This window comes from Treponema pedis (genome assembly GCF_017161325.1).
GTDB classification, from domain to species: domain Bacteria; phylum Spirochaetota; class Spirochaetia; order Treponematales; family Treponemataceae; genus Treponema_B; species Treponema_B pedis.
The window spans coordinates 935,289-947,933 of sequence record NZ_CP045670.1 but is presented as its reverse complement, the minus strand read 5'-3'; the positions used below and the strand labels follow the sequence as shown (position 1 = coordinate 947,933).

Genomic DNA, 12,645 nt, shown 5'->3' with positions numbered 1-12,645 from the left:
CAAAATACCAATTCCTTTTTTGCGTCCTATAATAAATCCCAGTATAATAACTAAAAGACTTAAAATAATAAATACCATATTAATAACTTATACTTTTTCTAAGCTCCCTAAGTAACGCCGCTCCTGAATATTTAACCGAAAGCATATTTAACTTTGCATTTTTACTTGAGTTGCAATGCTGACACAAAATCTGCAAATTTGTAATAACATTAGTACCACCACATCTTTGAGGAATAATATAATCAACAGTACAGTCTCTATTTCTTTCAGAAAATACTTTACGGCAGCCACTACAAACATAAGGACCATTCGGATATCGATTAAAATATATATCACGATAACTGGTTCCGACCACTTTGTTTATGGTATTCTTGTAATCGTCAACGCCGTCTTGCAATGCTTTACTAAATGCATCAAAAAATCCCATAAACAACTCCTAGTTTCCATATCCCATTTCTTTTAACAAAAGCATAGCTCCCATTTTTTTGACACGGGACTTCCCGTTTGAGCTATCCTTTTTAATTCATAGACACTTTTACCTTGAAGTCTATCTTTCCATTCGTAAGCTTCTTTATTGGTGTTGTCCACTTTTTTACAGCCTTACCGGCAGCCGTACCTAATGCATCCCAAAATCCCATAATAAATCTCCTATAAATTTAGTTTTGGTCGAAATAAATGTTATAGGTCGATTTCGCACAAGTCTTTCCGCAAACGGTTAGCTTGTCAACCTAACATTCTTTCAATTAACTTTTAGTTTACCCCCCCCCCCCTAAAAATGTCAAGAGGGTAAGAGTGAAAATTGATGAGATTTTTTGATTTTTTTAAAGAATTTAAGGCACTTTTTATAAGAAAGCTACTGCTTTATGTGGGGTATAAAAGAGAGCGTGTATCTCTGCAGTAAAAAGGGTTTTTCTGCTCTGAAGGCGGAGAGGATGCCGGGTAAGATTAAAAAAAAAGAGTTAGTGTAATTGAAGAGGTGAGATAAAAAATTTATGAATGCCGAAGCGGTTCCTCTCCAATAGTCGGTGTTTAATTAAATAGGAATTCCTAAGATAAACGGTACGGTTTACACCGCTCCGTTTATCACGCATCTTTACGGCGCGAATAATTTTTATTAAAATTGTAATTGATACCGATGTCCAAGCCGCACAGCAACACACCGCCTTTTTTTAACACGCGGCAGCATTCTTTAAAAACAGGTGCAACTTTTTCAACAAATATATTACTTACCGGATGAAAGATTATATCAAAACTTTCATCATCAAACGGGAACGGCTTTGTCATATCGGCACGCACCGGATGAACCGTATAGCCTTCGCGTTGTGCAACCGTCGCTTCCGTTTCCAGCTGCTTTTCCGAATAATCAAGCACAGTGCACTCCGCACCGGCAGCCGTAAAAAGCGGTATTTGTTGCCCTCCGCCCGAAGCAAGCCCCGGCACTTTTTTGCCCGTTATGTCGCCGAACCATTCCCGCGGGACAAATTTAACCGGCGTCAATTTTACTTGCCAATCACCGTGCAATACCCGCTCATAGGTACGCCGGTCTATAGGCAACCCCCATTCCCAACCTTCTTGTACCCATCGGTCAATTATTTCCGCATTCATATCCTGATAGTTTTTATTCATCGTTTTCATTTTTCCATCTACTCCAATACAGATTCTGCTATTTTTTTTCGATGCCATTGTGTCATCTCGTATAATTTTCTTTTCTTATTCAGTATACTGTTATTTTTATTTTTTTACTACGCCATCTGTGAGGCGTGAAAAATCTATTGCGTTTTTCTGCGTGATACAGATTTATCGGTTTCTTTTTCTATTTTTTTTTAATGTACACCCACTAGGTTCCCACCCTGTACTGTTTTTTTTCCTAAATCAATTGATGATTGACAAGGCGAAATGAAATTCGTATAATCGCTTGTTATATTAAACTAACATATAAAGGTATATTAATGACTAAAAAAACTTCTTTTAATTTTTGGCTTATTTTATCTGCCGTATCGGTTTTAATTTTTTGCAGTGTGTCGTTCGGCACGCTGTTCGGTTCGGCGGATTTAGCTTTCAAAGATGTGTTCAAAGTCTTTCAACTCAAATTATTCGGAAAAGAAACCGATGATTTATCTCTTTCCTCCATTTATATCGTGTGGAATTTACGAATGCCTAGAGTACTTTTAGCTTTTGCCGCCGGAGGAGGATTGGCAATTTGCGGTGCTGCAATGCAATCAGTTACGCAAAATATTTTAGCCGACCCGTATATCTTAGGAATTTCAAGCGGCGCATCAGCAGCGGTAAGTGTCGCATTGTTTTTAGGTGTTCCGCTTTCCATTCTTACCTACGGTTTACCCGTATTTGCATTTGCCGGAGCTTGCATTGCCCTCGTCTTCGTCTATTCGCTCGGTATGGCAGGACGGACAGGTTCGTCCGCACGGTTGGTACTTGCAGGGATTGCCGTATCGGTTGTATTAAATGCCTTTACCCAACTCTTTATGATGCTTGCACCCTCCGATAGAATTATACGAAATCTTTTGAGCTGGATGATGGGGAGTTTAGCAAGCGCACGCTGGAATAATATTTTATTTCCTTGTGTCTGTGCGATTGCCGGTTCTCTCGTGTTTCTTTTTTTCGCAAGAGCATTTAATGTTATTTCACTCGGCGATGAAACGGCAATCAGCTTAGGTATCCATACCGGAAAACTGAAAAAGATTACAACGCTCACTACGGCAATGATAACAGGAGTTTCGGTTTCCGCATGCGGTATTATCGGATTTGTCGGTTTTATTATTCCGCACATCGTAAGGCTGCTGATTGGCTGCGACCATCGAAAACTTTTCCCGCTTTCGTTTTTAACGGGCGGTTTATTTTTAATTTGGATGGACATATTGGCTCGAACCCTACTCAGTCCGCAAGAACTTCCCGTCGGTATTTTTACCGCATTGTGCGGCGGACCGTTTTTTATTTGGTTATTACGAAAACAAATTAAATAATTGTAACACGCAAGGAAATACATATGAATGCAATAGAAATAAAAGATTTACATTTTGCGGCGGCAACAAAGGAAATTCTAAAATCGGTTTCGTTATCCGTACCCCATAAGCAAACTGTCGGGCTCATCGGGCCGAACGGAAGCGGTAAAACGACACTGCTAAAACATTTGTATCGGGCTATCGAACCTGAAAAAAATACGGTATTTATTAACGGAGAAAAAATCGAAAACTTTTCATACCGCGAAACGGCAAAACAAATTACGGTTATGAAGCAGGAACAAACTTCCGACTTTGAATATAAAGTTATCGAAATGGTTTTAATGGGCCGCTCACCGTATCGAAAATTTTATGAAAGCGATACGGCTGAAGATAAGGAAATCGCATATAATGCGCTTAAATTTTTAGGAATGGAAGAAGCTGCGGAAAGGAATTTTTCAACATTATCGGGCGGTGAAAAACAGCGGGTTTTAATAGCTCGCTCACTTGCACAAGAAGCGGATATTTTAATTTTAGATGAACCGACCAATCATTTAGATGTGCATTATCAATGGGCGTTAATGGATATAATTAAAAAATTACATAAAACGGTTTTATCGGTATTTCACGAATTAAATCTTGCCGCAAATTTTTGCGATTTTATTTTTGTTCTTGCCGACGGAAAAATTGCAGCACGGGGAACACCTCAAGAAATTTACACACCTGAACTTCTTGCAAAAGTTTTTAGAATTGAAGCCGATATTATGAAAACGGCAAACGGTATTCCTTATATTATATACAAAAGAGCAATATAAGCATTCTCTGAAAAGCCCCTTATTCTTTTTCCCAAATAATTTCCGCAAATCTTGTTGTATCCGGATAGATATACAAGCCGTTTTTTTGAATATAGTTTTTTTCAATGTATTTGAAAATTGCAGAATCGTATCTATCCGTTTTTACTGCATAGACTTTTTTTAATGATGTTAATGCATCTTCTTTTGAATCGAATATGCGGTCAAACGAAGTTGTTTTTAATATGCGTATTTCGGAAAGAATATTCATTTCATACAAAATATTAAACACAATATTTATTTTAGGAACACTTGCATAACTTTTTTCGCCGGTGATTTCAGCAATATCACGAGCTTGTTTTTCCCAAGAAGTTTCGCTTGCAAACCAGTGAATATATGCACGCTTACGGCATGCAGCATTCATTTTTGCTAAAAAGCCGGTAATGTCTTTTGTAATCAGCGAAAGAGAAGCTGCGACAACATCATATTGTGTTTTTACTTCATAGTCTTCCCAAAAGGCTTGTACGGTTTCTATATTTGTTATACCGCGTTTATTCGCTTCATCTGAAAGCACTTGCAGCATACCGGCGGCAGGTTCGACAGCGGTGAGCGATTTTGCTTTTGCAGCAAGCTCAAAACTTACTATTCCCGGTCCCGCACCGATTTCTAAAACGGTTTCGCCAGGTAAAATCCGTATTCCTGCAGCCCGCACCCTTCCGTCCTCCCAAACATTCGGGAATGCGGCATAGGCTTCCGCTTCTTTTTTACTCATATTTTTAATGCCCTCCCTATCATTATTAAGCGATAGAGAGGAATAGGAATTTTGCCACAGTGTATTATAATCTACGGAAAACGATTTTATCATCACTTAAAATTTATAGGGGTGTAAACCTTTTGCAATCGTTTCCAGAGCATCTAAATTTTGCAATCCCGGAAAAACTTGAATAAGCGGTACAATAATAAAACGGTTATTTTTAATTGCAGAAACTTCCGATAATTCTTTTTTACTTTTTAGGAAATCGATTTTTCGCTGCCCGTCATTTTGATAATGCGTTCCGCTTTCCGCAATTTCATACTGATTGATAATGATGACATCGGGATTGCGGGCAATAATATCTTCCATAGATACCGCACAAAATTGCCGTTCAACATCATCGAAAATATTTTTACCGCCGCACAGCGTAATGATGTGGTTTTCCAATCCGGTACCGCCTGCGCTATAATATTTATCATTACTATTGCTGTCAAACACAAAGCAGCGCACCGGTTTTGTGCCTTTCACTTTTTCAATCACAGCCTGTGTTCTCGATTTTAATTTTTCCGCCAAAGCCTTTGCCCGTGCTTCAATCTTAAAAATCTTACCTATGTTTATAATATCATTGTAGGTATTTTCGAGGGTACAATTTTTTACATAAGTTCCTTCGGAAACATACAGCTTAATATTATTACCTTCATAATCTTCGTATTTACCTATAGCAGGCACATTAAACGGATATGACGGCGTGAAAATAAAATCGGGATTCAAGGCTAAAAGATATTCCAAACTGACTTCCTTGACTTGTTTAATATTTTTAAGTTTGTCGGCATACTCGGGGATAATATCTTTCAGTGTGTTGTGCCCAAAGCTCATTTCAATAATTTTATCCTCAAGACCGAGAGCTGCAAATATTTCAGCTTCGCCGGCAGACAAAGGAATAATCCGCTCCGGAACTTTTGAATATGTTGTCGTGTGATTAAAGTTTTCAATCGTAACGATACCGTTGTTATTTTCAGGTGAAGATGGGCTCTCCTGTCCGCCCAGTGCAAAAAGCCGTGCCGAAAAAATAACGGCATAAAAACAGAACGCCGGTTTTTTCATTTTGAAAAACTCCTTGTTATTTTAGTTAGCTCAATGTAACATAAATCACGCATAAAGTCAATATCACTTTACAAAAGAAAGCGCAGTTGATATTTCTTATAAATATGTATAATATATTTTCCATATATAATAACGGGAACAAGTTTATGATATGTTCATAAATAAACGATTAATTTCTTTATCGAAAGACGGAAGAGATTTTTTTTAATTTTAGCTTTATTTTTAAAATTTATTTCGCTTATTCTTGCCGCTTCCAAAATTCTTTACTCGGCATTAGCAATTCAATTTTTATTCGGGGAAACCGAGGTTCTTTTTTTACTTCAATTATTCGGATTTTTTTTCAGTATGGCAGCTTTTATTACTGCACGACTGTTCGGATTCGCTGCAAGACTTACAGATACTTAAAGCCTTAAAATGCGGATAAATACCAAAAGTAAAAATTAAACACCAAAGGCGAAATGCTTCGTATTTTTATTATGAAACACTTAAAAATAAGCATACCGTAAACGAAAGTATTGCAGTTGTCTGGCCGAAATAAGAGCCTTCCCAAAGCCTGTTACGGTACTGTTTAAAAAATAAAGCGATTGCCTTAAAGGCTTCTTTTGAATTTTTAAGACCGGCATTTTCGCCAGGCGCCCGCGATGTTTTTCTTTTTATCTGCTGTACCGAACCTCAAAATGCTATGATTGCCCATCGGATACTTTCAGCAAGGGTGTATAACTTCCTTATGTATTTGTACATTTTGTAGTCATCGATTATTTTTGCAGCTTGTCAAAAATATCGGAATCGGCTTCCATTGTTACGGAAAGCGGGGGAGGGTGGAATTTAAAAGTGTTTTTAGGGAGAGGGAAATAGGTAATTACCTACTCTACATTAGCCTCTTCTTTTTCAAATTCTTTTTGAAAGTTTTTAGGGTCGCTTAAAATTCCGTATGCTTCTTCCGAAAGGGTTACTTTCAGAACTCCGGTATCGGTTGTTATATTTATTTCTTTTGTGTCTTTGTATAAATACAGTTGCATATATATTTTTTCATCATCTATAAATGAATAGCGCACAAGTACTTCGTGTCCCTTATGAATACTTTCGGCACTAAACAGGTTTTTTAAATTTCTTTCTTCAGCCTCGCTTTCCGACACGGATTCTCCAAACAATGCGTCGAATATATTCGGAATTTTTTCACCCGTAATAAATAATAAAAAAGTGCCCTTACCGTCGTAGGTGCGGATATAAGAATTTTTCGCGGAATAAGGGAGCTGTTTTTTTACCTCGGCAGGTTTGCTGACGATTTCGTATGCGTATTTAAAGAGTTTCCATGTTAATTCTTTTGGAATATCCTCCATTCCCTGTAATTGCGGTATCCGGCAAAGAGGATAGTTTTTATATACAATAAAAGTGAAACCCTGCTCATCGCCATTACCGTAATTATATGAAAGGACATAACGGTATAGTACTTGTGCGTCTTTAGGCAGTTCCGTAAACGAAGCTTCGTCGGCCGCTATCTGTAAAGATTCTTGAAAAAGCAGATATAACGCATTGACTTCGTCTTTGTCCGTTATCTTGTGTACAATCTTATCTTGTGCATCATAAACCGTAAAGCTGTTGACCCCATAAGCAAAGCCGCTTACTCCGCCTGCCGACAATCCTGCCGTAACCAGTACCGCCATTAAAAATTTTTTCATATCGTCCAATTTCTCCGTCTAATTCCTCATTAAGCATTCATAACTGCACATTCTTTCGGCGGCCTCTTTTTAAAAACAGGCGAGGCAGATACCGGAAGCGTACAAAAACCGCAAGGCGTCCTCGGTGTACGCCGAGAACCGGTTAATTTCGGCAATGAAACAGCGTGCCTTATTAACCGGTAGATATCCGCCTGTTTTTTAAAGCTTACACCTTCCACTCATTCGCCTGCGAATACAACCTTTGCAGGCGGCTGTATTTTCCGCTTTGTTTCATCAGCTCCGCATCACTGCCGCGTTCGATGATGTTCCCGTCTTCGACAACTAAGATTTCATCGACGTTTTTAATTGAGCTTAAACGGTGCGCAATCATAATAACGGTTTTGTTTTTCATCAAAGCGGAAAAGGCTTGCTGAATTTCGTATTCGTTTTCGGGGTCGGCGGCGGCGGAAGCTTCATCTAAGATAATGATGTCGGCATTTTTTAAAATAGCACGCGCTATTGCCACCCGCTGTATTTCTCCTCCGGATAAATGCACCCCTTTTGAGCCGATAAGCGTATGTTCTCGTTTTTCAAACTTATTTAAAATATCCTCGCAGCGGGCAAGGCGGAGCGCCGTCATCACCTCTTCATCGCTTGCATTCGGATTTCCCATTTTTACATTTTCAAAAATAGTTGTCTTAAACAGTTTTGACGCTTGGAACACAAAGGCGATGTTTTTCATCAGTGCATTTTTGGAATATGATGCGATATTTTTTCCGCCGATTAAAATCTCCCCTTCGTTTATTTTATAAAAACCCGAAATCAATTTTGCAATCGTCGATTTTCCGCCGCCTGAAGAGCCGACAAGGGCATAGGTTTTATTCGGTTCAAGTGTAAAACTGACGTTCCGTAAAATCCGCTCTTCTCCGTAGCCGAACGAAACGTTTTTAAATTCAATACCGAAATGCTCGAAAGATTCTTCCGTGCCGTGTACGAGGTTGTCTTTTTCCATATCGGTAAAAAGATTTTCCAGCTTGTCGATAACGTTTTTCGCTTGAAAGTTGTACATTCCGACATACATAACGCGCATAAACGATGAAAAAAGCACACCTGCAATGCAGACAAAAAAAACGATTTTCGCAACGATAAGACTGCCGTCCGCTCCCTTATTCATAAAGTAAACGGCAAAGGGAAGGGTAAAGGCAGTAAACAAATTAAACAGCACAAGGAACAATACGTAAGGAGCGCGGCTGCTTAACGCGTATTTATATGCCATATCCGAATAGCCGGTAATCGCTTCGTAAAACGCCTTAAAAGATTCGACGGTGCTTTTAAAAATCTTTACGACTTGCATACCGCGCACATACTCCACCGCTTCGGCATTCATTTTTTCCAAGGCCGTTTGATACTTTTGCATAAAAGTTCTGTCGCCCATCATCCAGTAAGTCTGCGCGCCGCCGATGAGCGCGATAACGGTTAACAGGATACCGAGTTTTACATCAACGGCAAACACCACTGCAAACATAAAAAGCGGCGTAAACAGGGCTGAAACGTTATCGGGGATAAGGTGAGCAACCAGCATGTGCGTGTCCTGCGCATTATCGTCGATAATTTTGCGGATTTTTCCCGACGGGTTTACATCGAAAAAGGCAAAGGACGCATTCATTAAATGTTTGACAGCCTCTTTGCGCAAATTCGATTCAAGGCGGAAGCCGAGTAAGTGCGAAGCCCACAGTGCCGCAAAATACACGGCGGTGTAGCCTATCATCAGCGACACAATAACCGTTGCATAAAAACCGCCGTCTTTGATATTTTTGCTCACAAGCAATGCGTGCAAAAACTTCCACAAATACCAAAATGCTCCTATCTGCAAGGCAACGCCTGCAATGGAGCAGACAATCGAGATATACGCACAGTGTATTTTTTCGGGCGTATACTTAAATAATCTTTTGTATGTTTCCATAAAAACTCCTTATATACAATATGTAATTGGTAATGTGTAATTCAATTATTCATTACCGACAATTGACGGAATACAGCGGTTTACCTTTTTGCAATATGTTTCAAACTCCGCTCCGTATTGTTTTAAAAGCCATTTTTCTTCCGTGAGTTTTATAAACACGGTAAGGTAGAGCCAAAAAAGAGGCGGCAGTATGAGCAAAAAAATATTGCAGCATAAAAGAAGAGCCCCCGTGCATAAAAATAAAAAGGCGGAATAAATGGGGTTTCTCACATGTGCATATATCCCGTCCGTTACAAGTGTGTTTTGTTTTATCTTTACATCAATGCGCGAAGAAAATACCGCCGCCGCCCAAAGATATATTCCGCATACAATACTCAAGCTGCCTGCACTGTAAAACGGTACAACAGGCACGGTTCCAAGCGGCGGAATAATTCCCCATTTTGTAAGAGCGATAGCTAAAATCGTAACGGCTACCGTCGGCAATACATATAACGGCCCTACACCGATAACCGGTAAATGGTTTTGTTCTTCCGTTGCAGTTTTTATTTTCATATCAATTCACCTTATCCCTATACGGTCCCGTATTATTTATACGCCGTTACACAAAGATATTTTTTTTCAAATACCGAATCCGTTCGTATGCCGGTAAATCCTGCGGACATCAAAAGAATGTTCAACTGTTCGGCAGTGTAAATAGTCATACCGCTGATTTTTTCGCTCCATTTGTTATCGCCTTCGTGAAGTCCGTCTACTTCATTGCAGATAAAAAAGATTCCGCCCTTTTTTAATACACGGAATACCTCTTTAAATGCGTCTTCTATTTCAGGCCAAAAGTAGACGGTTTCAAATGCGGTTGCAATATCAAAGCTCTCGCTTTCAAACGGTAACGAAGAAACATTTGCCTGCACGATACGGCATACTCCTTTCGCCGTCGCCTGCTTATTGAATTTTGCCGACTGTTTTACACTCACTTCGGAATAGTCTACTCCCGTTACCGTTTTACAGCCTTTTTCAAGCAGGCGTTTTACATTTGCTCCGCCGCCGCAGCCTATATCCAATCCTGCCCCGGAAATCTTTCCGTCCAAATGCGAAAATCCCCACTCCGCCATTTTAATATGGCCTGAATTCATTCCCGCAACAATCAGTTTTCCCAAAACTCCCTGCGGCTTTTTAAAATTATCAAAAAAACTCATGTTTACACCTCTTACTTAACCGCTTCCTGCTCAAGCCAGTACTGCTTCCAGCCTGCACAGTGGTATATGTTGATACTTTCCGCATATTCCTGCGCTTCTTTTTTTGTCAGGTTATGATGAAAAATCTCTTTTAAGTTTTCAAAAAAGGTGGAAACCATCACGTGAACAAAAAACTTCATTTGTTTTGAAACGCGGATATTATCTTTTTTCAGCCACAAGGCGGTTTCTTCTTCGACAGCCCGTATTGCATCGTCGAAAACGTGCTCATACGAACTACCCTTTGCGCAGCACACAATCAGCCGCATTGCGTCCCAATTATCATAAAAAAAAATCGATGATACGCAAAAAACGGCGCAGTCCTATTTCCGTGATAACCGACAGCTCCGAGGTAAGCATATTGTATTTCATATAACCTATATCCGATTCATGACTTGTAAATGTGAGAAAGTCATTAAACGCAGTACCTACAAGTGCGTTAAAAACACCGTCTTTGTTTTTAAACAGATTGTAAATTGCTCCCGTTGTAAGACCCGCTTTTTCCGCAATTGCGCGGACACCGGTTTTAGAAAAACCTTTTTCAAAAAACTCTTCTTTTGCGGCATGTAGAATTTTTGCTCTTGTGTTTAACTCGTCTTTGTCAGCCGCAGCCTTTGTTTTCACTTCTAACCTCATTTAAATAATATAATTATAGTTTAATAACAATGTTACTAAAATGATACAAAAATGTCAATATGGCATAACAAAAAATATGCCGTCCGGAACATCGGTAATTTTTATCGGGAAAGCATTCATTTCCCAACACTTGACAAAAATTTACCGATAGTTATATAATTCATTTTATAAAGGAGAACTTTTACGAAATGATAGAAAAGATTATTTATACCCCCCCCCCCCTCCACCGGAAATAAATATTGGAAAGCGGTTAATAGGTAATTACGAAAGCCTCTTTTCCCGCATAAAAAAATATCCTTCACAAATTTTAAATCCGGTATTTTTATCCTTTAAATTAAAACACAGTTTAATAACTTATCGAATAAACCAAACCCCAAGAAGATACTTCCATGTACATTCTTGGGGTTTTAATTTTACGGCACGTACAAAATATCATAAAAATAAAACCGCAAAGCACGCAGAGCACGCAAAGAAGAAATAGAGAGCTTGCAAACAGCAGTACCCCTGAAAAACCCTTTGCGCTCTTAGCATTCTTAGCGGTTAAATAAAAATAAAACCGCAGAGCTCGCACACAGGCAAACAGCGAAGCGCCTTTGCCGCCAACCCGCTCTAAACCCCAGCCGTAAGCGGGGTTCTTAGGGGCAGAGCCCCTAAGCCGTGCGGGAAAGAAAGAGGGGGTCTAAGGGGGAGAGAGAAAATCCTGCTCGGAACGGGGTTGTCTCTCTCCCCCTTAAATCCCCCCGACTTGACATTTTTTATATTAATGAAGCTGTTTTTTTACATCACGGCTTGATAAAACTCTCTTCTATGTAATATAATAAAACAAAATCAAAATTTTAGGAGATATAAATGAATATTTATGATTTTACCGTTAAAGACGGAAAAGGAAAAGACCTTTCCCTTGCTTCCTTTAAAGGAAAGGTTTTGCTTATCGTAAACACTGCAACGGAATGCGGCTTTACTCCTCAGTATAAGGGTTTGGAAGAACTTTACGAAAAATATAGCGGCAAGGGTTTGGAAATCCTCGATTTTCCGTGTAACCAATTCGGGAAACAGGCTCCCGGCACCGATGAAGAAATTCAAAAATTTTGCGCGCTAAATTACGGTACTCAATTTGCGCAAATGCAAAAAATTGACGTAAACGGAGCAAATGCCTGCCCCCTGTACGTCTTTTTAAAAAGCAAAAAAAGCTTTGCGGGCTTTACCGGCGAAAAAAAAGAATTTATGGAAAAAATTTATTGCCGGAAACGACCCCGATTACAAAAACAACTCCGAAATCAAATGGAATTTTACCAAATTCCTTGTAGATAAAACGGGAAATGTTATCGAACGTTTTGAATCTACTGCGGAAACGGAAGAAATCGAAAAAAAAATCGTTTCGTTATTGTAAGTAAAAAAAACGGCGTACGGAAAATTAATCCCTTTTTTCCGCTATGCCGTTTTTTTTACTGTCGGCCCCTACAATTTACTTTAATTTAAAAATTCTATCATTTTCTATCTTGTATTCTTTTTTAAAGTAGTATAAAATAATCCGAGTGAAAAATATAAAAACT

11 protein-coding genes and 1 pseudogene are annotated in these 12,645 nt (G+C 39.1%); 3 read left to right on the top strand and 9 right to left on the bottom strand.

All coding sequences use genetic code 11. The annotated features are described in order from the left end of the window. Positions 1 to 79 precede the first annotated feature (79 nt). Both DYQ05_RS04100 and DYQ05_RS04095 read right to left on the bottom strand, forming a co-directional pair. Positions 80 to 427 (bottom strand): HNH endonuclease, encoded by a 348-nt coding sequence (locus DYQ05_RS04100; protein ID WP_024466099.1) that lies wholly within the window; start codon positions 425 to 427, stop codon positions 80 to 82. A 656-nt stretch (positions 428 to 1,083) separates the two neighbouring features. Next, on the bottom strand, positions 1,084 to 1,683 hold the full coding sequence (locus DYQ05_RS04095; protein ID WP_252723506.1) for a class I SAM-dependent methyltransferase: 600 nt from the start codon (positions 1,681 to 1,683) through the stop codon (positions 1,084 to 1,086). 266 nt (positions 1,684 to 1,949) lie between these two features. Here DYQ05_RS04095 and DYQ05_RS04090 point away from each other — a divergent pair, with 266 nt between their 5' ends. Together DYQ05_RS04090 and DYQ05_RS04085 are read left to right on the top strand one after the other, a co-directional pair. Further along, positions 1,950 to 2,981 carry a FecCD family ABC transporter permease gene (locus DYQ05_RS04090; RefSeq protein WP_206183897.1) on the top strand — a complete coding sequence of 344 codons (1,032 nt, stop codon included), beginning with the start codon at positions 1,950 to 1,952 and terminating at the stop codon, positions 2,979 to 2,981. A gap of 23 nt (positions 2,982 to 3,004) precedes the next feature. After that, positions 3,005 to 3,772: an ABC transporter ATP-binding protein gene (locus DYQ05_RS04085; RefSeq protein WP_194076233.1), complete on the top strand. Its 768-nt coding sequence runs from the start codon at positions 3,005 to 3,007 to the stop codon at positions 3,770 to 3,772. A gap of 19 nt (positions 3,773 to 3,791) precedes the next feature. Here the strand turns inward: DYQ05_RS04085 and DYQ05_RS04080 are convergent, their stop codons facing one another. The 7 genes and pseudogenes from DYQ05_RS04080 to DYQ05_RS04050 all read right to left on the bottom strand — a co-directional run bounded on the left by DYQ05_RS04080 (position 3,792) and on the right by DYQ05_RS04050 (position 11,092). Further along, positions 3,792 to 4,520: a class I SAM-dependent methyltransferase gene (locus tag DYQ05_RS04080; RefSeq protein WP_252723505.1), complete on the bottom strand. Its 729-nt coding sequence runs from the start codon at positions 4,518 to 4,520 to the stop codon at positions 3,792 to 3,794. 96 nt (positions 4,521 to 4,616) lie between these two features. Next, positions 4,617 to 5,606, bottom strand: coding sequence for an ABC transporter substrate-binding protein (locus DYQ05_RS04075; protein ID WP_206183896.1), 990 nt, complete (start codon positions 5,604 to 5,606; stop codon positions 4,617 to 4,619). Positions 5,607 to 6,469: 863 nt separating this feature from the next. After that, positions 6,470 to 7,285 (bottom strand): cysteine protease, encoded by an 816-nt coding sequence (locus DYQ05_RS04070; protein ID WP_194076236.1) that lies wholly within the window; start codon positions 7,283 to 7,285, stop codon positions 6,470 to 6,472. A gap of 205 nt (positions 7,286 to 7,490) precedes the next feature. Further along, positions 7,491 to 9,227 carry an ABC transporter ATP-binding protein gene (locus DYQ05_RS04065; protein ID WP_206183895.1) on the bottom strand — a complete coding sequence of 579 codons (1,737 nt, stop codon included), beginning with the start codon at positions 9,225 to 9,227 and terminating at the stop codon, positions 7,491 to 7,493. A gap of 45 nt (positions 9,228 to 9,272) precedes the next feature. Then, a complete protein-coding gene (locus DYQ05_RS04060; protein WP_206183894.1) occupies positions 9,273 to 9,779 on the bottom strand; it encodes a methyltransferase family protein in 507 nt (168 codons plus the stop codon). Between the two features lie 32 nt (positions 9,780 to 9,811). Beyond that, positions 9,812 to 10,420, bottom strand: a complete 609-nt coding sequence (locus DYQ05_RS04055; RefSeq protein WP_206183893.1) for a class I SAM-dependent methyltransferase — start codon at positions 10,418 to 10,420, stop codon at positions 9,812 to 9,814. 11 nt (positions 10,421 to 10,431) lie between these two features. Next, positions 10,432 to 11,092 (bottom strand): annotated as a pseudogene (locus DYQ05_RS04050) (TetR/AcrR family transcriptional regulator). A gap of 849 nt (positions 11,093 to 11,941) precedes the next feature. On the opposite strand from DYQ05_RS04050, the gene DYQ05_RS04045 reads away from it, so the two are divergent. Next, positions 11,942 to 12,403, top strand: a complete 462-nt coding sequence (locus tag DYQ05_RS04045; RefSeq protein ID WP_353934589.1) for a glutathione peroxidase — start codon at positions 11,942 to 11,944, stop codon at positions 12,401 to 12,403. Positions 12,404 to 12,645: the final 242 nt, after the last annotated feature.

Excerpts from the sequence above, each read along its gene's own strand:
- DYQ05_RS04100 (WP_024466099.1), bottom strand. The coding sequence starts at position 427 with ATGGGATTTTTTGATGCATTTAGTAAAGCATTGCAAGACGGCGTTGAC.
- DYQ05_RS04095 (WP_252723506.1), bottom strand. The coding sequence starts at position 1,683 with ATGGCATCGAAAAAAAATAGCAGAATCTGTATTGGAGTAGATGGAAAA.
- DYQ05_RS04090 (WP_206183897.1), top strand. The coding sequence starts at position 1,950 with ATGACTAAAAAAACTTCTTTTAATTTTTGGCTTATTTTATCTGCCGTA.
- DYQ05_RS04085 (WP_194076233.1), top strand. The coding sequence starts at position 3,005 with ATGAATGCAATAGAAATAAAAGATTTACATTTTGCGGCGGCAACAAAG.
- DYQ05_RS04080 (WP_252723505.1), bottom strand. The coding sequence starts at position 4,520 with ATGAGTAAAAAAGAAGCGGAAGCCTATGCCGCATTCCCGAATGTTTGG.
- DYQ05_RS04075 (WP_206183896.1), bottom strand. The coding sequence starts at position 5,606 with ATGAAAAAACCGGCGTTCTGTTTTTATGCCGTTATTTTTTCGGCACGG.
- DYQ05_RS04070 (WP_194076236.1), bottom strand. The coding sequence starts at position 7,285 with ATGAAAAAATTTTTAATGGCGGTACTGGTTACGGCAGGATTGTCGGCA.
- DYQ05_RS04065 (WP_206183895.1), bottom strand. The coding sequence starts at position 9,227 with ATGGAAACATACAAAAGATTATTTAAGTATACGCCCGAAAAAATACAC.
- DYQ05_RS04060 (WP_206183894.1), bottom strand. The coding sequence starts at position 9,779 with ATGAAAATAAAAACTGCAACGGAAGAACAAAACCATTTACCGGTTATC.
- DYQ05_RS04055 (WP_206183893.1), bottom strand. The coding sequence starts at position 10,420 with ATGAGTTTTTTTGATAATTTTAAAAAGCCGCAGGGAGTTTTGGGAAAA.
- DYQ05_RS04045 (WP_353934589.1), top strand. The coding sequence starts at position 11,942 with ATGAATATTTATGATTTTACCGTTAAAGACGGAAAAGGAAAAGACCTT.